Source organism: Ruegeria sp. YTSA144, from assembly GCF_059610125.1.
The window spans coordinates 1-17,853 of the sequence record NZ_JBXWNA010000009.1; the positions used below are offsets into that span (position 1 = coordinate 1).

Sequence of the window (17,853 nt, forward strand, 5' to 3'; positions counted from 1 at the left end):
GTCGACAACGCATACGGCGACCGAAACCTCGTCTGCACATGCCCCCCAATGGACGCATACCAAGACGCCGCGGAATAACATCAAAAAACCCCGCCGAATTTCGGCGGGGTTTTTCGCCAATCGGAAACTCCTGTTCTGATTTGAGCCCTTTTTGGATGTCGTTTTCACTCAACGAAGCGTCTTTTCCGCTTGCTGCGGGCGCGAAGGACCCATAGCCCTGTGCGTGGGACACCCCTCCCCAACGAGGGGCGTGTATCTGGAAGGGTAATACACATGACGATCGAACAACCGGCGACGCGGCCGGCAAATCCGCGTTTTTCTTCGGGCCCCTGCGCCAAACCCCCCACATTTGATCTGACCAAACTGGCCGATGCCGCCCTGGGGCGTTCGCACCGTGCCGCTGTTGGCAAGGACAAGCTGAAGGCGGCGATCGAGGGCACGCGCGAGATCTTGGGTATTCCAGCTGATTACAGGATCGGCATTGTTCCTGCGTCTGACACGGGCGCGGTCGAAATGGCGCTGTGGTCGTTGCTGGGCGAACGCAAGGTCGAGATGCTGGCGTGGGAGAGCTTTGGGTCCGGTTGGGTGACCGACGTAGTCAAGCAGCTGAAGATCGACGCCGAGGTGAAGACCGCCGACTACGGACAGATCGTGGATCTGACATCGGTCGATTTCGCCAATGACGTCGTCTTCACTTGGAATGGCACCACCTCGGGCGTGCGCGTGCCGAACGGTGACTGGATTGCCGATGATCGTCAGGGTCTGACGATCTGTGATGCGACCTCGGCTGCCTTTGCGATGGACCTGCCCTGGGACAAGCTGGATGTGACCACTTTCAGCTGGCAGAAAGTTCTGGGGGGTGAGGCTGCGCATGGGATGCTGATCCTGTCGCCCCGTGCTGTTGAGCGCCTGGAGAGCTACACGCCGGCGTGGCCGTTGCCCAAGATTTTCCGCCTGACCAAGGGTGGCAAGCTGATCGAAGGCATCTTCACGGGGGCGACGATCAACACGCCGTCAATGCTGGCGGTTGAGGATTATCTGTTTGCACTGGATTGGGCCCGCTCGGTCGGTGGTCTGAAGGGCCTTGTTGCCCGTGCGAACGCCAATGCCGGTGCCGTGCATGCGTTCTGCGACCAGAACGACTGGATCGAAAACCTGGCCGAAGACGCTGCGACGCGGTCGAACACATCCGTCTGTCTGAAATTCACAGATGCCCGTATTCAGGACGGCGCAAGCTTTGCCAAGGCCGTGGCCAAACGGCTGGAAGCCGAAAATGTCGCGCTGGATATCGGGGCCTATCGTGACGCGCCTGCGGGCTTGCGGATCTGGTGCGGCGGTACGGTCGAAACCTCGGATATCGAAGCGATGCTGCCTTGGCTGGCATGGGCCTTTGCGGCCGAAATCGCGGCGCAAACAGAAGCCGCCTGATCGCATCCCATCTTCACCGGGCCGCATCGGCCCGGACTTCTCATTGCATTCAAGGACCACAGACATGGCTCCCAAAGTACTCGTTTCTGACAAACTCAGCGAAACTGCCGTTCAGATTTTCCGTGATCGCGGCATCGACGTGGATTTCATGCCCGATCTGGGCAAGGACAAGGACAAATTGGCCGAGGTGATCGGCCAGTATGACGGTCTTGCCATCCGCTCGGCCACCAAGGTCACGCCGACCATTCTGGAAAAAGCCGACAAGCTGAAGGTGATCGGCCGGGCCGGAATCGGCACTGACAACATCGACAAGGAAGCGGCGTCGAAAAAAGGTGTGATCGTGATGAACACGCCATTCGGCAACATGATCACCACCGCCGAACACGCCATTGCGATGATGTTTGCCGTGGCGCGACAGATCCCCGAGGCCTCGACTTCGACCCATGCGGGCAAGTGGGAAAAGTCCAAGTTCATGGGGATCGAGCTGACGAACAAGACGCTCGGTGTCATTGGTGCGGGTAACATCGGCGGCATCGTGTGCGAGCGCGCGCTTGGCCTGAAGATGAAAGTCATCGCCTATGATCCCTATCTGGGCGAAGAAAAAGCCGCCAAGATGGGCGTCGAAAAGGTTGAACTGGACGAGTTGCTGTCCCGCGCCGACTTCATCACCCTGCACGTACCGCTGACGGATCAGACCCGCAATATTCTGAGCCGCGAGAACCTCGCCAAAACCAAGAAGGGCGTGCGCATCATCAACTGCGCTCGTGGTGGTCTGGTTGATGAGGAGGCTTTGGCAGAGGCGTTGCAATCCGGTCACGTTGCCGGTGCCGCGTTCGACGTGTTCAGTGAAGAACCCGCCAAGGACAACCCCTTGTTCAACCTGCCCAACGTGGTCTGCACGCCACATCTTGGTGCAGCAACAACTGAAGCGCAGGAGAACGTGGCGCTGCAAGTGGCCGAGCAGATCTCGAACTATCTGCTGACAGGTGCGGTCGAGAACGCTTTGAACATGCCCAGTGTGACGGCGGAAGAAGCCAAGGTGATGGGGCCGTGGATCAAGCTGGCCGGCCATCTCGGCAGCTTCATCGGCCAGATGACCGATGAGCCGGTCAAGGCGATCAATATCCTGTACGATGGTGTTGCCGCTGAAATGAACCTGGCGGCGTTGAACTGCGCCGTGGTCGCCGGGATCATGAAAAAGTTCAACCCCGAGGTGAACATGGTGTCGGCCCCGGTTGTCGCCAAAGAGCGTGGGATCAAGATATCGACCACCAATCAGGACAAATCGGGTGCCTTCGAAGGCTATATCAAAGTCACCGTTGTGACCGACAAGCGCGAACGTTCCATTGGCGGCACCGTGTTCAGCGACGGCAAACCGCGTTTCATCCAGATCAAGGGTATCAATATCGATGCCGAGGTCGGTGCCCATATGCTCTACACCACCAACGAAGACGTGCCGGGCATCATCGGTGCTCTGGGGCGGACCATGGGTGAGAACAACGTCAACATCGCGAACTTTACCCTGGGTCGTTCCGAGGCTGGCGGTGAAGCGATTGCGTTGCTCTATGTTGACGAACCGGTTCCGGCTGAGGCACGCGCCAAGCTGGCGGAAACGGGTCTGTTCACACAGATCAAGCCGTTGGAGTTTGATGTCACCTGACATGGTCTGTTGAGTTTGAGAAACAGTGCAGGACCCGGATGATCGAATACCCGGGTCCTGTGTTTTCTCAGGCCGTAATATGCGGCACAAGCGAGCTGACCCTACCGTCGGAGGATCTATGACACAGCCTGTCTACGTTATTGGTGATCTGCACGGGCAGGTGGCCGAGCTGGAACGCGCGCTGTCTCTGATCAAGGGCGATGGCGGCCCGGATGCCCAGATCGTGTTTCTGGGGGATTACGTGGATCGCGGACCGGACAGTCGCGGGCTGGTCGAGCGGCTGATTGCCGGGCGCGATGCGGGCCTGAACTGGATCACTCTGCTGGGCAATCACGATCGCATGTTCGCCTGGTTCATGGAGGATACGCCGCGTCACGATCCACATTTGCTTGTAGGATATCACTGGCTGCATGAAAGGCTGGGTGGGGTCGAGACCCTGCGCAGCTATGGTGTTGAATTCGAAGGCCAGATTCGTCTGGAAGACCTGCATCGGATGGCGCAGGCGGCGGTGCCGAAATCGCACCGGACCTTTCTGCGCGATCTGGTTCTGATGCATCAGACGCCCGAGCTTGCCTTTGTTCACGCAGGCATTCGCCCGGGCGTGCCGCTCAACGAGCAGCGCGCCAACGATCTGGTCTGGATCAGGCAGGATTTCCATGCCCATCCGGGCCCGCATCCCAAGCTGATCGTGCATGGCCATACCCCGGTGGAGCAGGCAACGCATTATGGCAATCGCGTCAATCTGGACACAGGTGCAGGATACGGACGCCCGGTGGGTGTTGCGGTGTTCGAAGGGCAGACCTGCTGGGAATTGACCGATCAGGGCCGCTTACCGTTGACCCCCTAGATCACCTCGCCCGGCCGAGAAATTTGGAGATTGAAGATGTATGTCGCCACTTTGCTGACCAATCCGGCAGCGCCTTCGCTGGACAGCGCATTGACTGAGTCCTTGCGCAATGCGTGGGGTGGCGGGGACATCCTCTGGCTCAACCCGGATGAGGCGGCAGAGTTCGAGTTGAACGCCATCCCCGACAATCGCTGGGACGTTTGGGCAGACCTGCAAGGGATGGGGGTGGACCTGATCGTGCAACCTGCGCAAGGACGGCGCAAACAGATGCTGCTGGCCGATATGGACAGCACGATGATCCAGCAGGAATGCATCGACGAGTTGGCGGATGAGGCCGGCGTTGGCGACCGGGTCAAGGACATAACGGCCCGCGCCATGAACGGAGAGCTTGATTTCGAAGGTGCCCTGATCGAGCGGGTTGGTTTGCTGAAGCATCTGGATGAAAGCGTCATCGGCAAAGTTTTGCGGGAACGGATCACCCTGATGCCCGGAGGCAGGGAATTGCTGGCGACGATGCGGGCCAACGGGGCCTATACAGCGTTGGTATCCGGTGGCTTTACGGCCTTTACCGCGCGGGTGGCAGAGCTGTTGGGATTCGATGAAAACCGTGCCAACACTTTGCTGGCGGAAGATGGCAAGCTGACCGGAGACGTCGCGCGTCCTATTCTGGGGCGTCAGGCCAAGATCGAAGCGCTCGAGCAGATTACGGCCCGGCTTGGCCTGTCGGAAAGTGACGCGATCGCCGTGGGTGACGGGGCCAACGACCTTGGAATGCTTGGTCGCGCCGGAACCGGGGTTGCCCTTCACGCCAAGCCGTCGGTGGCCGCGAAATGCGACGTGCGGGTGAATCACGGCGACCTGACGGCGCTGCTTTACCTGCAAGGCTATTGCAGCGCCGATTTTGTAGGCGGCTGATCAGGACTATCCATTATTTAACATTTATGTTAAATAATGGATATGAGCACACTTCTGACCACGTTTTCCGCTTTGTCCGATGCCACCCGGTTCTCGATTGTCGAGCAATTGATGGAGCAGGGTGAGCTGCCTGCCGGTGATCTGATCGAAGGGCGCGGCATGTCCGGCGCCGCGATTTCACGCCACCTCAAGGTGCTGCGCGAGGCCGGGTTGGTGCAGCAGCGTGTGCAAGGCACACAGCGGATGTATTCCATCCGATCCGAAGGGTTGCGGGCGATTGCCGACTGGACGATTTCCAAGCGGCAATTCTGGGAAGGCAGCCTCGACCGTCTGAGCGATATTATCGAAAGGGAGAATTCATGGCCGACCTGAAACTGGAACGGGAATTCCCCGTCAGTCCCGAAGAACTGTTTGCGTGGATCAGTGATGGTTCCAAGCTGTTGCAATGGTGGGGCCCCGAGGGGATGCACGTGCCGGACCACAACCTGGATTTCTCACGCACCGGCCCTTGGTATTCGGTGATGGAGAATGGCGAGGGCCAGCAATACAAGGTCTCGGGCCACGTCACGCATGTCGACCCGCCGAATTCGGTGGGTTTTACATGGGGTTGGCATGACGATCGGGATCAACGCGGTGCCGAAAGCCATGTGACCCTTTCCGTTGCCGCAACCGAAAACGGCGCCCGCCTTGTGCTGGACCACCGGGAACTGGCCGATGCCGAAGCAGCCGCGAACCACAATCAGGGTTGGACGTCTTCGCTGCGCAAACTCGAAGCACTTTGCAAATAGATATTCATCAGGGAGGAGTGATATGCCCCAATTTTTGTTTGTCTATCATGGGGGTCACACCCCGACCGACCCCGCCGAGATCGAGGCGACCATGGCCGCCTGGGGGGCTTGGTTTCAAAACATGGGCGACGCCCTCGATATCCCCGGAAACCCGGTTGGGCAGTCTTACACCGTCAGCAACAATGGCGTGGTCGATAACGGCGGCGCGAACCCGGCCTCGGGCTTCACGGTGATCAAGGCTGACAATATCGACGCTGCGACCGAGATGGCCAAGGGCTGCCCGATGGTCGTCAACGGCACAGGCTCGGTTGAAGTGGCCGAAATCCACGAAATCGAGATGTGAGGACCTTAGTCGGGGAAACCCGTCGCAGGTTTGATCACGCCGCATTCCAGCCCGCGACGGCTGTATTGCGTGGCGTTCATGAATTTGCGGGTGGCCGGGTGATCGGCCTCCAGCACGCCAAGGCTTACCAGTATCGCGGCAATTGCGCATTCACTGGCGCGGGTGGTGCCATCGGTGATCTTCAGCGCAACGCCCATGCGTTTTTCCGGGATGATGGCCACGAACACGGCCTCGGCCCCGGTCTTGATGGCCACACGTCCGTTCATCGCGCGCATCAGTTCGGTGCAGGCCCGGGTCTCACCGGCAACAAGTTCCGGGTGTTTCACCATCGCGGCCACCAGCTGAGCTGCCGCGTCACTGGAGCGATCAGACCTGTCCGAGGCGCTGGCAAACCATGCCATCGACCGCGCCAGACCCGCCAGAGATGTGGCGAAATTCGGGGCCGAACAACCATCGATGCCATATGCCGGGCTGGTCTCGCCCGTCGTTTCTTCGATGGCAGACAGACAGGCCTGTTGTACCGGGTGATCAATCTCAAGATACTCCGGACCTGCGCCCATATGCTGGCCCAGAGTCAGAAAGCCACAATGCTTGCCGGAACAATTGTTGTGGATCTGGCAAGGCGTATCGTCCGCCAGGATCAGCCGGTCCCGTGCGGCCGTGTCGGCGGGCTCTTGTGGGCCGCACCTCAGATCGTGCTCGTTCAACCCCAGATGGTCCAGCCACGCCGTCACGCGATCCGTGTGGATCGCCGCACCGTTATGCGAGGCGCAGGCCAATGCCAGGTGTTCGCTGGTCAGCCCGTATTTCGCCGCCGCCCCTGATGTGACCAACGGAAGTGCTTGGATCATCTTGGCGGATGACCGCGGGTATATGACGGATTGCGGGTCACCCCAACTGCGCACGATCTGGCCCGTGTCATCGCAAACAACCGCATGACCCAGATGCAGACTTTCCAGCAGTGCACCGCGCCAAAGTTCTGTCATGGGTACGGGCTGCGTCATCTGGACCTCCGAAATTTATGCGCAAAATTCTGCCAATCGCCCTTTCGCCTGTGGCGAAACCTGCGTTAGTGTGTGTATGTCGGCAAACATCGGAAGACGCAAACGAATAGACGAACCGGCAGGGTTCGCAGACGTGTCCGATGGGTATGAGGTAAGGGTCGAGCTAGGAGGCTGGACAAATGGGATCAATGCTCGTTCGCACGATAGCGGGCCTGTGTGTGGCAGGCATCGCCGCAACTTCTGCAATCGCCCAACAGGCGACAAGCACAAACCGTGTTGCTGCAAAAACGGATTGGAGCGTTTTTGTCGAAGACGATCCCACCGAATGCTGGAGCGTCTCGGCACCCAAGGAAACCGTGAACACCCGTGGTGGGCGCGTGGTTTCCGTACGGCGCAGCGACATCCTTCTGTTTGTGTTCTTTCGTCCGAATGCCGAGGTGAAAGGCCAATTGACCTTTACCGGCGGCTACCCGTTTGCCGCGGGTTCGACGGTGAACCTGAACGTGGACGGGACCGAGTTCGAACTGTTCACGGAAGGCGAATGGGCCTGGGCCGCATCGGATGCGGATGATGCCAAGATCATCACCGCCCTGAAGCGCGGAACCGAGGCTGTTCTGACCGCCCGGTCCGAGCGCGGGACGCAGACGAAAGACACCTTTTCGCTGCTGGGTTTTACCGCAGCGATTGAAGACGCTGAGAAGCGCTGCACCAACTGATCTTATCGCGCCGATTGTTCAAAAGGCCCCGCCTGGTTGCGGGGCTTTTGACGTATGGTCATCTGCCAGTTTTGATCCGTGTCAAAGTTTCTCATCCGGCAATGTGAACTAAGTGGTTCAGCCACTGAGAGAGGACATCGTGATGAAACAGAAAACTTGGATCACTCTGGTTCTGGCCGCATCGGTCGCAGTACTGAGCGCTTGCGAAAAGACCGCGGATTCCTATCCGATATCGGGCGAGCAATGTGGCCCGGAAGATCCGGTCAAGGAGCTGGATGCCGAGGATTGCTTCATTCCGCCGGCAGGGGTGTAAACGCCGCACGCCCAAAACCTGCCCGGGCCTTGCCTTTGCGCCAAGGTTCGCTTCAACTGCGTGAGCAGACAGGTGAGGGGTGAGCCATGCGTTGGGTTTGGGCAGTATTTCTTCTTCCGGTACCGGGACTCGCAGACCCTGCGTTGGAATGTTCCGGTGCCGGATCACAGGTTGAAATCGGTGCCTGTGTCGGGCAGGCCGAGGCCAATGTCGCGGCCGCAATGACCGAGGCCTTAGGATTTGCAGCAGATGCGGCCAGAGATCTGGACGACGTCACCGGACGGGCCTTGGCCCTGCCGGCGCTCGAGGCATCCCAAGAGGCTTGGAAAGCCTACCGCGACGCACAATGCGAGGCGGTTGGTGCGTCCTATGGCGGCGGATCGGGCACGGGCATAGCGGTCTCCTCGTGCCGGGTCGAGCTGGGCCGGGCCCGGGTGGCCGAGCTGCTTCGGTTCGTGAACTGACACCTGGGCTGCACGAATCCTTTTGATCTTTGGCGGCGTTCCTATATAGAGGCGCATCCCAAGCCCGATTCCTTTGAGATACGCCAATGTCGCCCAAAGCGCCGATCACCCAAGACGTCATGACCATCCCGCGCAAACTGCCCGACGGGAAGGTAAACCTTGTCGGTCTTTCGCGCGACAGGTTGCGCGAGACCTTGATTGAACACGGCACGCCCGAGAAACAGGCCAAGATGCGCACAGGCCAGATCTGGCAATGGATCTATCAATGGGGTGTGCGCGACTTTGCCCAGATGACAAATCTCGCCAAAGCCTATCGTGCACAACTGGCCGAGCATTTCGTGATCGAAATCCCCGAGGTGGTGACGCGTCAGGTGTCCGAGGATGGCACCCGCAAATACCTGTGCCGCATCGCCGGCGGGCATGAGGTCGAGGTGGTCTATATCCCCGAGGAAGATCGCGGAACCCTGTGCATCTCGTCTCAGGTGGGCTGCACGCTGACCTGTTCGTTCTGCCATACCGGAACCCAAAAACTTGTACGAAACCTGACATCCGCCGAAATCGTCGGCCAGATCATGATGGCGCGCGACGATCTTGAGGAATGGCCAACCCCCGGCGCACCCAAGGACGAAACCCGCCTGCTGTCGAACATCGTTCTGATGGGCATGGGTGAGCCACTTTACAACTTCGAAAACGTCCGCGACGCGATGAAGATCGCCATGGACCCCGAGGGGATTTCCCTGTCGCGCCGGCGGATTACCCTGTCGACCTCGGGCGTGGTGCCCGAAATCGCGCGCACGGCCGAGGAAATCGGGTGCTTGCTGGCGATCTCGTTCCACGCCACCACTGACGAGGTGCGCGACATTCTGGTGCCAATCAACAAACGTTGGAACATCGAGGAACTGCTGACAGCTTTGGCCAGCTATCCCAATGCTTCGAACTCTGAACGGATCACGTTTGAATATGTGATGCTGGATGGTGTGAATGACAGTGACGAAGATGCGCATCGTCTGATCGATCACATCAAGCGCCACAACATTCCGGCCAAGATCAACCTGATCCCGTTCAACGAATGGCCCGGTGCACCGTACAAGCGCAGCTCGAACAACCGTATCCGCGCTTTCGCCAACATCATCTATCAGGCCGGCTATGCCTCGCCGATCCGCAAGACGCGCGGTGAGGACATCATGGCAGCTTGTGGTCAGTTGAAGTCGGCAACCGAGCGGGCGCGCAAATCACGCAAACAAATCGAGGCCGAAACGGGCCTGAACCAATAGGGTTCGGTCGATCTCGGCTTGGCTTGATCGGATCGCGCCTTAAGTGTTTTCTGGCTCTGTCTGCACGTCACAAGTGTTTTGTGCAAACTTAATGTTTCAGATGCTGAAACCACATGCATAATTTGCTATATTTCCAGTGCCCGTCTCTGAATTTGCCACTTCAATTCGACACACAAGGCGGTGAGGTGTTCGGGTCAGAGATGGCAAGTTTTTGCGATTCCGCTAGACTGTTCCAAGTGGTGCAGAATGCGCTCGGGTGAACTGATTTTCAGGTGGGCCACGATTATGAATGCAGGTTCTTTTTCGATCATCCGTTTTGGTGCCGCTGCGCTTGCTATCCTCTCGGGTTCAGGCTTGGCCTTCGCTGACGGCCAGAACGCTCATATCGCGATCGAAAACCCTGCCGAGCTGAGCAAACAAGAGGCTTTGGAACACTACCGATCGCTCAATCGCCGCATGGCGCGTGGCTACGCCGTGGCACAATTGAACCTGATCCTAAACTACCAAAGCTGGCCGCTTTTCAATGATGCGCCCTATATTTCGGCAACCCATGGGCAGCGGTATGTGAACAGCTATGCCAATCGCATGGCGCATAACTACGGGACGTTGCAGGAAGGTGAAGAACTTCCCATGGGGTCGGTTCTTGCCAAGGACAGCATGACCGTGACGGATGAAGGTCACGTACATCCCGGTGCCATGTTCATAATGGAGAAACTGACAGAAGGTGCCAGCCCGGACACGGCGGATTGGCGTTACATCATGGTCTTGCCGGACGGCTCGGTGTTTGGGGACACTATGGGCGACCGCGCCGGCGCCGTGGCGTATTGCCATGTCTGTCACGAACAGGTGGCAGATCGGGACTATACGTTTTACGTGCCGGAAGACTATCGGACGCGCGATTGAGCCAAATCAGGCATTTTCGCCCGGCAGCTTCAATTCCGTCGCCTCGCGGCGGCTGAGCTGCTCGCCTTGTTTGCGCTTTGACAGAACTTCACGGGCCAGCGCGTATTTGTCGTCCTGCCAGAAGATCAGGCAGCCGTTGCAGCCCTTGCCGCAGCAGCCTTCGGTGCCGATGCGGTTGGTCTTGAACCGGCGTTCGTTGCCGTCTTCGCCGATCTTCTCGACCAGTTCGTCGCGGCGGCGCGCATAGGCCGCGGGATTGTCGCGGCCCGAGGTTTCCAATCCCTGCACCAGCTTGTCGAACCGAATGCGGCTCCAGTGTTCGTCGGTCAGGGCGCGTTCCTTGCGCAGAACGGAATAGGCGGGGAACCGGGTGCGCAGGTCGTCGGTATCCTCGTGGTCGAACAGGGTGAAGGGCAGGCGGATCACTGTTTTGGTGCTGCCATGCACCACGTCCATCCGCGCACCATCGGATGCGCGTTCGAAATCATAAACCCGCAGCAGAACCGTCTCACGCGAGATCGGCGAGACGAAATCCAGCACATCGCCCGGTTCCAGCTTGTTCTTTACCTCGACCAGAAACGCATCCTCGGTCACTTCGGTGACGATCCCGGCATATTCCCACTGCGCGATGGACGCCGTGTGCTCGTAATCATGGGCGTAGTTGGTCAGACGCCCCTCGTGGAAGGCCAGCGTATAGCCGCGGTTTCCCACGGTCTCCAGCTCGCGCATATAGGGTTTCGGGTCCCAGTTCTCGGGGTCGGCATAGTAATCGTCGATGGCCATGCGATAAGCACGCGCGACGATGGCGGCATAATATTCCGACTTGCCGCGCCCCTCGACCTTGAGGCTGTCCACGCCGATCTTCAGGTATTCGTCCAGCTTGGGCATGATGCACAGATCGCGCGAATTGAGGATGTACGAGCCACGATCGTCCTCTTCGATGGGCATCAGATCACCGGGGCGGCAGCCTTCTTCCAGCAGGAATTCGAACAGGTCGGCGTTTTCCTCGGTGATCCGCAATTCCTGATGGGTGCCATCCTTCAGGCGCAGCTTCAGCGCATAGTTCCAGCGGCAGGAATTGGCGCAATTGCCCTGGTTGGCGCCGCGCTCGGCCATGAAGTTCGACAGCAGGCAGCGGCCCGAATAGGTCATGCACATGGCACCATGGACGAAGGCCTCGAGCTTGATGTCGGGGCATTTTTCACGGATTTCCACCAGTTCGGGGTAGGAAACCTCGCGCGCCAGCACCACCAGTTCGGCGCCCTGGTCCTGCCAGAACTTCACCGACAGCCACGAACAGATATTGGCCTGGGTCGAGATATGCAGCGGCAGGTCCGGCGCGCGGTCGCGGACGTACTGGAACACGCCGGGGTCGGCGATGATCAACCCGTCCGGCTGCACTTTGCGGACCGTGTCGATATATTCGTCCAGCTTCGGGATGTCCTTGTTGTGCGAAAACAGGTTCAGCGTCAGATAGGCGCGCCGGCCATGGCTGTGGCAGAACTCGACCCCTTCGATCACCTCTTCCAGCGAGAACTCGGATTTTGTGCGCAGCGACATATCGGGCGTGCCCAGATACACCGCATCCGCCCCGTAGAGGACAGCGAGTTTCAGCTTGCGCAGATTGCCCGCAGGCATCAGCAATTCAGATCTGGACTGGGTCATGGCGCCACCTGTCAAAGGATCAAGCCGGCCTTCTAATCCAAATGTTCCGAGTCCAAAACCCCGTTATCTGCGACGGAATCGCGCTGTACCGATGACCTTGACCAGTTGCTGCCGCACAGGTTCGGGTTGCGCCTCGATCGCGTTCAGAACTTCGCGCAGTTCGGCCCGCAGCCCGTGCAACTGGTCGATCAGTGAGATCATCATCGACAGTGCATCGGCCTCCATGTCGTACTGTTCGTGCAACTCGCAGGCCAGTTCCAGACGGGCGACGTCGATATTTTGATAAACCAGCCCTTGATCCGACTGTTCCGGAATCACGATTTCCGCCGCGAGGTATTCGGTCAGGCGGTCCGAGGTCAGGCGGGTGACCGTTTCGATCAGTTCCTTTTCGGTCAGGGTCATAGCTGCATTCCTTTCCGCGGATCATAGCGGTGCTTTTGACGCCAGGTTTCCATGAACTGCTTCAGTTCATCATCGATCTTGTCCGGTGTCGCAATGGTCAGCTCAATCAGCTGGTCCCCACGGGCGGACGAGCCGCGCTTTTTCACGCCTTTGCCGCGCAACCGGAGCGTTTTGCCGCTGCTGGTGCCCGCTGGTACGTTGACATTCACACCGCCGTCAATGGTGGGGGCCGGGACTTTTCCGCCCAGAATGGCCTCGTCGATTGTGATCGGCAGCGTGATATGGATGTCGTCGCCCTGACGTTCAAAAACCGGGTGCTTGGCGACCGAAACCGTCACCAGAGCGTCACCCGGAGGGCCTTCGCCATATCCCGGCGCGCCTTTGCCGCGCAACCGGATGGTCTGGCCGTCGGTGATACCGGCCGGGATTTTGACCTCGATCCGGTCCCCATCCGGCAAGGTCAATTTCTGACTGGCGCCGAACACGGAGTCCAGAAAGCTGATTTGCAGGGTGTAGTTCAGATTGTGACCCGGAGCGTGAAACTCGTGGCTGCGCTGACCGCCAAAACCGCCGCGACCGCGCATGAACTCGGCGAAGATGTCTGACATGTCGTCGGGATCCGCCTGACGCCCCCGATAGGGGTTTCCAGCGGCCTCGGCATACTCTCGGTAATACTGCTGTTGCGGGCGCTCTTGACCCGAGGCGTCTATTTCCCCGTTGTCAAAACGCGCACGTGTTTCAGGGTCTTTCAATAGATCATAGGCTGCGGCAGCGGCCTTGAACTTGGCCTCGGCCGCGTCATCGCCCGGTTTCAGATCCGGATGGCAATCCTTGGCAATGCGCCGGTAGGCTTTCTTGATCTCGGCTGCGCTGGCGTCCTTCGAGACACCAAGAACGGTGTAGGGGTCGTCGCTCATATCACTCTCTCAGGTCAGGGACAGGTTTGATCAGGATGAAGGTGTTCTACCATGCGATTTCAACGGGTAAAACGAAAGAGGCGATTGAATTGTTTCGTAAAATCCCGCAGACCTGATAATATCTGCATGTTTGTACCTATTGATTGACGGAGATCGCCGCATGACGCGCAGAATAAAATCCGCCCTGGCTTTGCTGGCCGGGAATGCCATTGGGTTGTTGCTTGCCTCTCTGATCTTGTCTGGATTTGCGATCAAGCCGATCTCGTTCATCGTAGTGGTGATTGTCTTCACCGTTGTGCAGGTTGTGGCCGAACCCCTGATCCTGAAACTGGGCGAAAAGAAAGCGCCCGCCCTGAAGGGCGGTATCGCCTTGATCGTGACTTTCGTGGGCCTTTTCGTGACCGACCTGATTGCCGCCGGGCTGACCGTTGGCGGGGTTTCGAACCTGCTGGCTGCGACGCTGCTGGTCTGGCTGGGGGCGTTGATCGCCAGCGTGGTACTGCCGATCTACGTGTTCAAAGAGCTGCGTGAACCCAAAAAGTAATCACACAGCGTTCAGGCTGGTTTCGATAGCGTGCCACAGTTCGTCCACTGGTTCGCATCCGACGGACAGGCGGATGAAGGCCGGATCAACGTCGTCGCCCCAGCGCGCGCGCCGCTCGGCCGAGCTGTGGACGCCTCCGAATGACGTGGCCGGGCGCAGAAGCGGGCAATTGTTGATGAAGGCTTCGGCTTTGTCTTCGCTGTCCAGCGTCAGGGATAACAGAAATCCGAACCGCGTGGCCTGTTCTTGCGCCAGTTTGTGCGACGGGTCATCGGCCAGCCCGGGATAGCGCACCCGTTTCACTGCGGGATGTGCTGCCAGGTGTTCGGCCAATACTTCAGCCGAGCTGCACATCCGGTCGAACCGAACGTCCAGCGTTTCAAGGCCGCGATGCAGCAGCCATGCTTCATGTGGCCCCGGAATCGAGCCAGAGACTTTCCGCCATTCCTCGACCCGTTCCATGATGTCGCTGTCGCGGCTGGCCACATGACCCATCAGCATGTCGGAATGCCCGCCCATCGCCTTGGTATCGGACGAGACAACCACATCGATGCCCAGATCCAGAGGGCGCTGACCCAGCGGCGTCATCGTCGTATTGTCGGCAATGGTTACGCCCCCGGCAGCACGCACCTGATCCGCGACCGTTGTCAGATCGATCATGTCCAGCCCGGGATTCGAGGGGCTTTCTACAAAGACCACATCGAACCCGTCAAAACCGCCGTCGTTAAAAGCGGTGGTGGGGCGTTCTTCAACGATCACACCCAGCCGCGACAGGAAACGATCGGCCAAAAGGCGCGTCACGTAATAGCCGTCGGAGGGGATCAGCAGGCGTGACCCGGCCTTTACGGTGGCAAACAGCGCCGCGGAAATCGCCGCCATGCCCGAGGGAAAGCTGAGGCACGGTGCGTCTTCCAAATGCGACAGAACATGTTCCAGATGCACCCAGGTCGGGTTGTCCACCCGGCCGTAACTCGCCTGTCCGTCCGGGGCGCCCGGCAGGTGGTACATGCTGCTTTGGGTCAGCGGCAGCGCCACAGCTTCGCCTTTGCTCAGGGCATTTCCGCGCAGATGCAGCATCTCTCCGGTCTTGGGGGCCATGGTTCAGCGCCCCGGAATTTCGTCGCGGGGCGGGGCGGGCTCCCAGTTTTCGATGATCTCGACCGCTTCCTGCGCCGTGTTCACAAAGCGGAACAGGTCAAGATCCTCGTCCGAGATGGTGCCGGCATCGGCCAGTGCTTTCCAGTTTATGACTTTTTCCCAGAATTCGTGACCAAACAGCAGGAAAGGCACGCGCTCCATCCGGCCGGTCTGAATCAGGGTCAGGGATTCGAACAACTCATCCATTGTCCCGAAGCCGCCGGGGAAGATTGTGATGGCGCGGGCCCGCATCAGGAAATGCATCTTGCGGATAGCAAAATAGTGAAAGTTGAAACTGAGATCCGGTGTCACATAAAGGTTCGGGGCCTGCTCGTGCGGCAGAACGATATTCAACCCGATAGAGCATCCGCCCGCGTCCTGTGCACCACGGTTACCTGCCTCCATCACACCGGGGCCACCGCCCGTCACGATCACGTTTTCGCGGCAGCCGGTCTCGTTCGATTTCACGGTCATCAGCCGCGCGAACTCGCGCGCCTCGTCATAATAGGCCGACAGACCAGCCAGCGTTTCCGTTCGTGCGGTGTGTTTCTGCGATGGTTCAGGGATGCGCGCGCCGCCGAACATCACGATGGTCGAGGTGATCTCGCGCTCGCTCATGATCATCTCGGGTTTCAACAGTTCCAGTTGCAGACGCACCGGGCGCAGTTCGTCCCGGCACAGGAATTCGTCATCGGCAAAGGCAAGGCGATAGGCGGACGATCGCGTTTGCGGCGTGTCCGGCACTTCGCTCGCTGTCGAGCGATCTGTCTGCGCATCGCGAAACGGATTGTGGCGGTCTTCTCTCATGGGTGATCGATCCCTGCTTGCGTGTTTTCCAAACAGCTATAGGGTTCGCGGGCAGAGTGCCAGTCACGGAAAGACAAGAATGAATTGGAAGAACGAAATATCAGCGGCGCAGGATCGTATCGACGGACATACGCAGGTGACGCCGGTGATCGAGAGCCGAATACCGGGCTATCCCGTTGAGCTGAAGCTGGAGCACATGCAGCACACGGGCAGTTTCAAGGCGCGCGGCGCGTTCAATACGTTGCTGAGCCTCGACGTACCCGATGCAGGGGTCGTGGCTGCATCCGGCGGCAATCATGGTGCAGCGGCGGCCTTTGCGGCGCAGGCGCTTGGTTATCCGGCCAAGATTTTCGTGCCTGAACTGGCGGGTCCGTCCAAGATCGCATTGATCCGGCAGACCGGCGCGGATCTGAGCGTTGTGTCCGGCGAATACGCCAATGCGCTGACACTGGCGCAGGCGCATGAAGCTGAAACCGGAGCGATGCAGATACACGCCTATGATGCGCCGGCGACTGTGGCGGGGCAGGGGACCTGCTTTGCGGAATGGGATGCGCAGGGCTTGCAGGCAGACACGGTTCTGGTCGCTGTGGGCGGCGGTGGGCTGATCGCCGGGGCGTTGGCGTGGTTCGACGGCGCGCGCAAAGTCGTCGCGGTGGAGCCCGAAACCTCGTGCGCGCTGAATGCGGCGTTGCAGGCCGGTGAGCCGGTGGATGTCTCGGTATCCGGGATTGCAGCGAACGCCCTGGGCGCGCGCCGGATCGGGCAGATCTGTTTTGATCTCGCGCAGGGGATGACTTCGGTCCTTGTGTCGGATGACGCCATCGCGGCAGCTCAGAAGATGTTGTGGCAGGCGCATCGTATTCTGGTGGAACCGGCGGGTGCTACGGCGTTGGCAGCCTTGACCTCGGGCGTGTATCGGCCCGAACCGGGCGAGCGTGTGGCCGTTCTGGTGTGCGGTGCGAATATTGCGCCGGACCCGCTTGCGGGGTGAATTATCTGGTTGTGGATGGGCGTTGCGGATTTTATCTATAATTCATGACGGCCACGATTTCCGACACGATTTACCAGAACCTCAGCCAGCAGATCATCACCGGAGAGCTGAGCGCCGGGGAAAAGCTGCGGCAGGATCATATTGCCCGCGCCTTCGACACCAGCCATGTTCCTGTGCGGGAAGCCCTGTTGCGGCTTGAGGCGCATGGATTGGCCCGGCATGAACCGCGCCGGGGCATGCGGGTCACGGCACTGGACCCGGCAGAGGTGCGAGAGGTCATCGAAATGCGCGTGGCGCTGGAAACACTGGCGTTGCAGCAATCGGTGCAGAACATGTCTCCGGTCGCATTGGAAAAGATCGATCGCGCACGCATCGCCTGTGACGAGGCGCAGACGATGCCCCAATGGGAGGCTCTGAACAGAGCGTTCCATCGCTGCATTCTGACGCCTTGCGGGTTGCCCCGGCTTTTGCATGCAATTGACGACCTGCATATCGCCAGCGCACGCCATTTGTTTGCGCACTGGCGGTCGAAATGGGTGCAGCAGACAGACAAGGACCACGCGGCGCTTGTTCAGGCGCTCAGGCGGAAGGACCTGAGCACGGCAAAAGGTATTCTGACCCGACATATACGCCGCGCCAGCTGATTACGGGCCTGTCAGCCGCAAAACGGCCCGTGTTCGTCGCATTGCGCCATGGGCCTGGCTTGCGTATAGGCCAAACCAACATGAACAGATT

The 17,853-nt window shown here is 59.3% G+C and carries 21 protein-coding genes; 15 read left to right on the forward strand and 6 right to left on the reverse strand.

Annotation, left to right across the window (positions count from 1 at the left end; genetic code table 11):
• Positions 1-273 precede the first annotated feature (273 nt).
• From AC2FF8_RS16840 to AC2FF8_RS16870, 7 genes are all read left to right on the forward strand, one after another.
• Positions 274-1,428: a phosphoserine transaminase gene (locus AC2FF8_RS16840; protein WP_170345524.1), complete on the forward strand. Its 1,155-nt coding sequence runs from the start codon at positions 274-276 to the stop codon at positions 1,426-1,428.
• Between the two features lie 64 nt (positions 1,429-1,492).
• The gene (gene serA, locus AC2FF8_RS16845; protein ID WP_170345525.1) at positions 1,493-3,088 is read left to right on the forward strand and encodes a phosphoglycerate dehydrogenase; all 1,596 of its coding nucleotides are present in this window, start codon (positions 1,493-1,495) and stop codon (positions 3,086-3,088) included.
• 118 nt (positions 3,089-3,206) lie between these two features.
• On the forward strand, positions 3,207-3,935 hold the full coding sequence (locus AC2FF8_RS16850) for a metallophosphoesterase family protein (RefSeq protein ID WP_496880275.1): 729 nt from the start codon (positions 3,207-3,209) through the stop codon (positions 3,933-3,935).
• A gap of 36 nt (positions 3,936-3,971) precedes the next feature.
• Positions 3,972-4,850 (forward strand): phosphoserine phosphatase SerB, encoded by an 879-nt coding sequence (serB, locus tag AC2FF8_RS16855; RefSeq protein WP_496880276.1) that lies wholly within the window; start codon positions 3,972-3,974, stop codon positions 4,848-4,850.
• A gap of 42 nt (positions 4,851-4,892) precedes the next feature.
• Positions 4,893-5,222, forward strand: a complete 330-nt coding sequence (locus AC2FF8_RS16860) for an ArsR/SmtB family transcription factor (RefSeq protein ID WP_117872947.1) — start codon at positions 4,893-4,895, stop codon at positions 5,220-5,222.
• Positions 5,210-5,638 (forward strand): SRPBCC family protein, encoded by a 429-nt coding sequence (locus AC2FF8_RS16865; RefSeq protein WP_425080149.1) that lies wholly within the window; start codon positions 5,210-5,212, stop codon positions 5,636-5,638. Before AC2FF8_RS16860 ends, AC2FF8_RS16865 begins: the two co-directional genes overlap by 13 nt.
• Positions 5,639-5,660: 22 nt before the next feature.
• Positions 5,661-5,981 (forward strand): YciI family protein, encoded by a 321-nt coding sequence (locus tag AC2FF8_RS16870; protein WP_170345529.1) that lies wholly within the window; start codon positions 5,661-5,663, stop codon positions 5,979-5,981.
• 5 nt (positions 5,982-5,986) lie between these two features.
• Here the strand turns inward: AC2FF8_RS16870 and AC2FF8_RS16875 are convergent, their stop codons facing one another.
• Positions 5,987-6,985: an asparaginase gene (locus AC2FF8_RS16875; protein WP_170345530.1), complete on the reverse strand. Its 999-nt coding sequence runs from the start codon at positions 6,983-6,985 to the stop codon at positions 5,987-5,989.
• A gap of 179 nt (positions 6,986-7,164) precedes the next feature.
• Between AC2FF8_RS16875 and AC2FF8_RS16880 the strand changes: the two genes are divergently transcribed.
• The 5 genes from AC2FF8_RS16880 (at position 7,165) to AC2FF8_RS16900 (ending at position 10,655) form a co-directional block, all read left to right on the forward strand.
• Positions 7,165-7,701: an invasion associated locus B family protein gene (locus tag AC2FF8_RS16880; RefSeq protein WP_257599466.1), complete on the forward strand. Its 537-nt coding sequence runs from the start codon at positions 7,165-7,167 to the stop codon at positions 7,699-7,701.
• Positions 7,702-7,843: 142 nt separating this feature from the next.
• Positions 7,844-8,014 carry a hypothetical protein gene (locus AC2FF8_RS16885; protein ID WP_170345532.1) on the forward strand — a complete coding sequence of 57 codons (171 nt, stop codon included), beginning with the start codon at positions 7,844-7,846 and terminating at the stop codon, positions 8,012-8,014.
• An 86-nt stretch (positions 8,015-8,100) separates the two neighbouring features.
• On the forward strand, positions 8,101-8,478 hold the full coding sequence (locus AC2FF8_RS16890; protein ID WP_496873795.1) for a lysozyme inhibitor LprI family protein: 378 nt from the start codon (positions 8,101-8,103) through the stop codon (positions 8,476-8,478).
• 86 nt (positions 8,479-8,564) lie between these two features.
• Positions 8,565-9,752: a dual-specificity RNA methyltransferase RlmN gene (gene rlmN, locus AC2FF8_RS16895; RefSeq protein ID WP_257599464.1), complete on the forward strand. Its 1,188-nt coding sequence runs from the start codon at positions 8,565-8,567 to the stop codon at positions 9,750-9,752.
• 285 nt (positions 9,753-10,037) lie between these two features.
• Positions 10,038-10,655 (forward strand): cytochrome P460 family protein, encoded by a 618-nt coding sequence (locus tag AC2FF8_RS16900; protein ID WP_257599463.1) that lies wholly within the window; start codon positions 10,038-10,040, stop codon positions 10,653-10,655.
• Positions 10,656-10,661: 6 nt separating this feature from the next.
• Here the strand turns inward: AC2FF8_RS16900 and AC2FF8_RS16905 are convergent, their stop codons facing one another.
• The 3 genes from AC2FF8_RS16905 to AC2FF8_RS16915 form a co-directional block, all read right to left on the reverse strand.
• Complete coding sequence (locus AC2FF8_RS16905; protein ID WP_496880277.1) at positions 10,662-12,320, reverse strand: U32 family peptidase; 1,659 nt, start codon at positions 12,318-12,320, stop codon at positions 10,662-10,664.
• Between the two features lie 63 nt (positions 12,321-12,383).
• Positions 12,384-12,722, reverse strand: a complete 339-nt coding sequence (locus AC2FF8_RS16910) for a hypothetical protein (RefSeq protein WP_170345537.1) — start codon at positions 12,720-12,722, stop codon at positions 12,384-12,386.
• Positions 12,719-13,639, reverse strand: a complete 921-nt coding sequence (locus AC2FF8_RS16915; protein WP_496880278.1) for a DnaJ C-terminal domain-containing protein — start codon at positions 13,637-13,639, stop codon at positions 12,719-12,721. Before AC2FF8_RS16915 ends, AC2FF8_RS16910 begins: the two co-directional genes overlap by 4 nt.
• A 160-nt stretch (positions 13,640-13,799) precedes the next feature.
• Here AC2FF8_RS16915 and AC2FF8_RS16920 point away from each other — a divergent pair, with 160 nt between their 5' ends.
• On the forward strand, positions 13,800-14,183 hold the full coding sequence (locus AC2FF8_RS16920; RefSeq protein ID WP_170345539.1) for a hypothetical protein: 384 nt from the start codon (positions 13,800-13,802) through the stop codon (positions 14,181-14,183).
• Here the strand turns inward: AC2FF8_RS16920 and AC2FF8_RS16925 are convergent, their stop codons facing one another.
• Complete coding sequence (locus AC2FF8_RS16925; RefSeq protein WP_496880279.1) at positions 14,184-15,281, reverse strand: cystathionine gamma-lyase; 1,098 nt, start codon at positions 15,279-15,281, stop codon at positions 14,184-14,186. It abuts the gene before it with no gap.
• Positions 15,282-15,284: 3 nt separating this feature from the next.
• Complete coding sequence (locus tag AC2FF8_RS16930; RefSeq protein WP_496880280.1) at positions 15,285-16,127, reverse strand: LOG family protein; 843 nt, start codon at positions 16,125-16,127, stop codon at positions 15,285-15,287.
• 79 nt (positions 16,128-16,206) lie between these two features.
• Here AC2FF8_RS16930 and AC2FF8_RS16935 point away from each other — a divergent pair, with 79 nt between their 5' ends.
• Together AC2FF8_RS16935 and AC2FF8_RS16940 are read left to right on the forward strand one after the other, a co-directional pair.
• Positions 16,207-17,118 (forward strand): threonine/serine dehydratase, encoded by a 912-nt coding sequence (locus tag AC2FF8_RS16935; RefSeq protein ID WP_496880281.1) that lies wholly within the window; start codon positions 16,207-16,209, stop codon positions 17,116-17,118.
• A gap of 44 nt (positions 17,119-17,162) precedes the next feature.
• Positions 17,163-17,762 (forward strand): GntR family transcriptional regulator, encoded by a 600-nt coding sequence (locus AC2FF8_RS16940; RefSeq protein ID WP_152459316.1) that lies wholly within the window; start codon positions 17,163-17,165, stop codon positions 17,760-17,762.
• The last annotated feature ends 91 nt before the right edge of the window (positions 17,763-17,853 follow it).

What these genes read in the sequence shown, in the direction of transcription:
- AC2FF8_RS16925 (WP_496880279.1), bottom strand. Translation starts at nt 15,281, where the DNA reads ATGGCCCCCAAGACCGGAGAGATGCTGCATCTGCGCGGAAATGCCCTG.
- AC2FF8_RS16875 (WP_170345530.1), bottom strand. Translation starts at nt 6,985, where the DNA reads ATGACGCAGCCCGTACCCATGACAGAACTTTGGCGCGGTGCACTGCTG.
- AC2FF8_RS16905 (WP_496880277.1), bottom strand. Translation starts at nt 12,320, where the DNA reads ATGACCCAGTCCAGATCTGAATTGCTGATGCCTGCGGGCAATCTGCGC.
- AC2FF8_RS16860 (WP_117872947.1), top strand. Translation starts at nt 4,893, where the DNA reads ATGAGCACACTTCTGACCACGTTTTCCGCTTTGTCCGATGCCACCCGG.
- serA (WP_170345525.1), top strand. Translation starts at nt 1,493, where the DNA reads ATGGCTCCCAAAGTACTCGTTTCTGACAAACTCAGCGAAACTGCCGTT.
- AC2FF8_RS16910 (WP_170345537.1), bottom strand. Translation starts at nt 12,722, where the DNA reads ATGACCCTGACCGAAAAGGAACTGATCGAAACGGTCACCCGCCTGACC.
- AC2FF8_RS16865 (WP_425080149.1), top strand. Translation starts at nt 5,210, where the DNA reads ATGGCCGACCTGAAACTGGAACGGGAATTCCCCGTCAGTCCCGAAGAA.
- AC2FF8_RS16890 (WP_496873795.1), top strand. Translation starts at nt 8,101, where the DNA reads ATGCGTTGGGTTTGGGCAGTATTTCTTCTTCCGGTACCGGGACTCGCA.
- AC2FF8_RS16930 (WP_496880280.1), bottom strand. Translation starts at nt 16,127, where the DNA reads ATGAGAGAAGACCGCCACAATCCGTTTCGCGATGCGCAGACAGATCGC.
- AC2FF8_RS16870 (WP_170345529.1), top strand. Translation starts at nt 5,661, where the DNA reads ATGCCCCAATTTTTGTTTGTCTATCATGGGGGTCACACCCCGACCGAC.
- AC2FF8_RS16915 (WP_496880278.1), bottom strand. Translation starts at nt 13,639, where the DNA reads ATGAGCGACGACCCCTACACCGTTCTTGGTGTCTCGAAGGACGCCAGC.
- AC2FF8_RS16850 (WP_496880275.1), top strand. Translation starts at nt 3,207, where the DNA reads ATGACACAGCCTGTCTACGTTATTGGTGATCTGCACGGGCAGGTGGCC.
- AC2FF8_RS16880 (WP_257599466.1), top strand. Translation starts at nt 7,165, where the DNA reads ATGGGATCAATGCTCGTTCGCACGATAGCGGGCCTGTGTGTGGCAGGC.
- rlmN (WP_257599464.1), top strand. Translation starts at nt 8,565, where the DNA reads ATGTCGCCCAAAGCGCCGATCACCCAAGACGTCATGACCATCCCGCGC.
- AC2FF8_RS16840 (WP_170345524.1), top strand. Translation starts at nt 274, where the DNA reads ATGACGATCGAACAACCGGCGACGCGGCCGGCAAATCCGCGTTTTTCT.
- serB (WP_496880276.1), top strand. Translation starts at nt 3,972, where the DNA reads ATGTATGTCGCCACTTTGCTGACCAATCCGGCAGCGCCTTCGCTGGAC.
- AC2FF8_RS16900 (WP_257599463.1), top strand. Translation starts at nt 10,038, where the DNA reads ATGAATGCAGGTTCTTTTTCGATCATCCGTTTTGGTGCCGCTGCGCTT.
- AC2FF8_RS16935 (WP_496880281.1), top strand. Translation starts at nt 16,207, where the DNA reads ATGAATTGGAAGAACGAAATATCAGCGGCGCAGGATCGTATCGACGGA.
- AC2FF8_RS16940 (WP_152459316.1), top strand. Translation starts at nt 17,163, where the DNA reads ATGACGGCCACGATTTCCGACACGATTTACCAGAACCTCAGCCAGCAG.
- AC2FF8_RS16885 (WP_170345532.1), top strand. Translation starts at nt 7,844, where the DNA reads ATGAAACAGAAAACTTGGATCACTCTGGTTCTGGCCGCATCGGTCGCA.
- AC2FF8_RS16920 (WP_170345539.1), top strand. Translation starts at nt 13,800, where the DNA reads ATGACGCGCAGAATAAAATCCGCCCTGGCTTTGCTGGCCGGGAATGCC.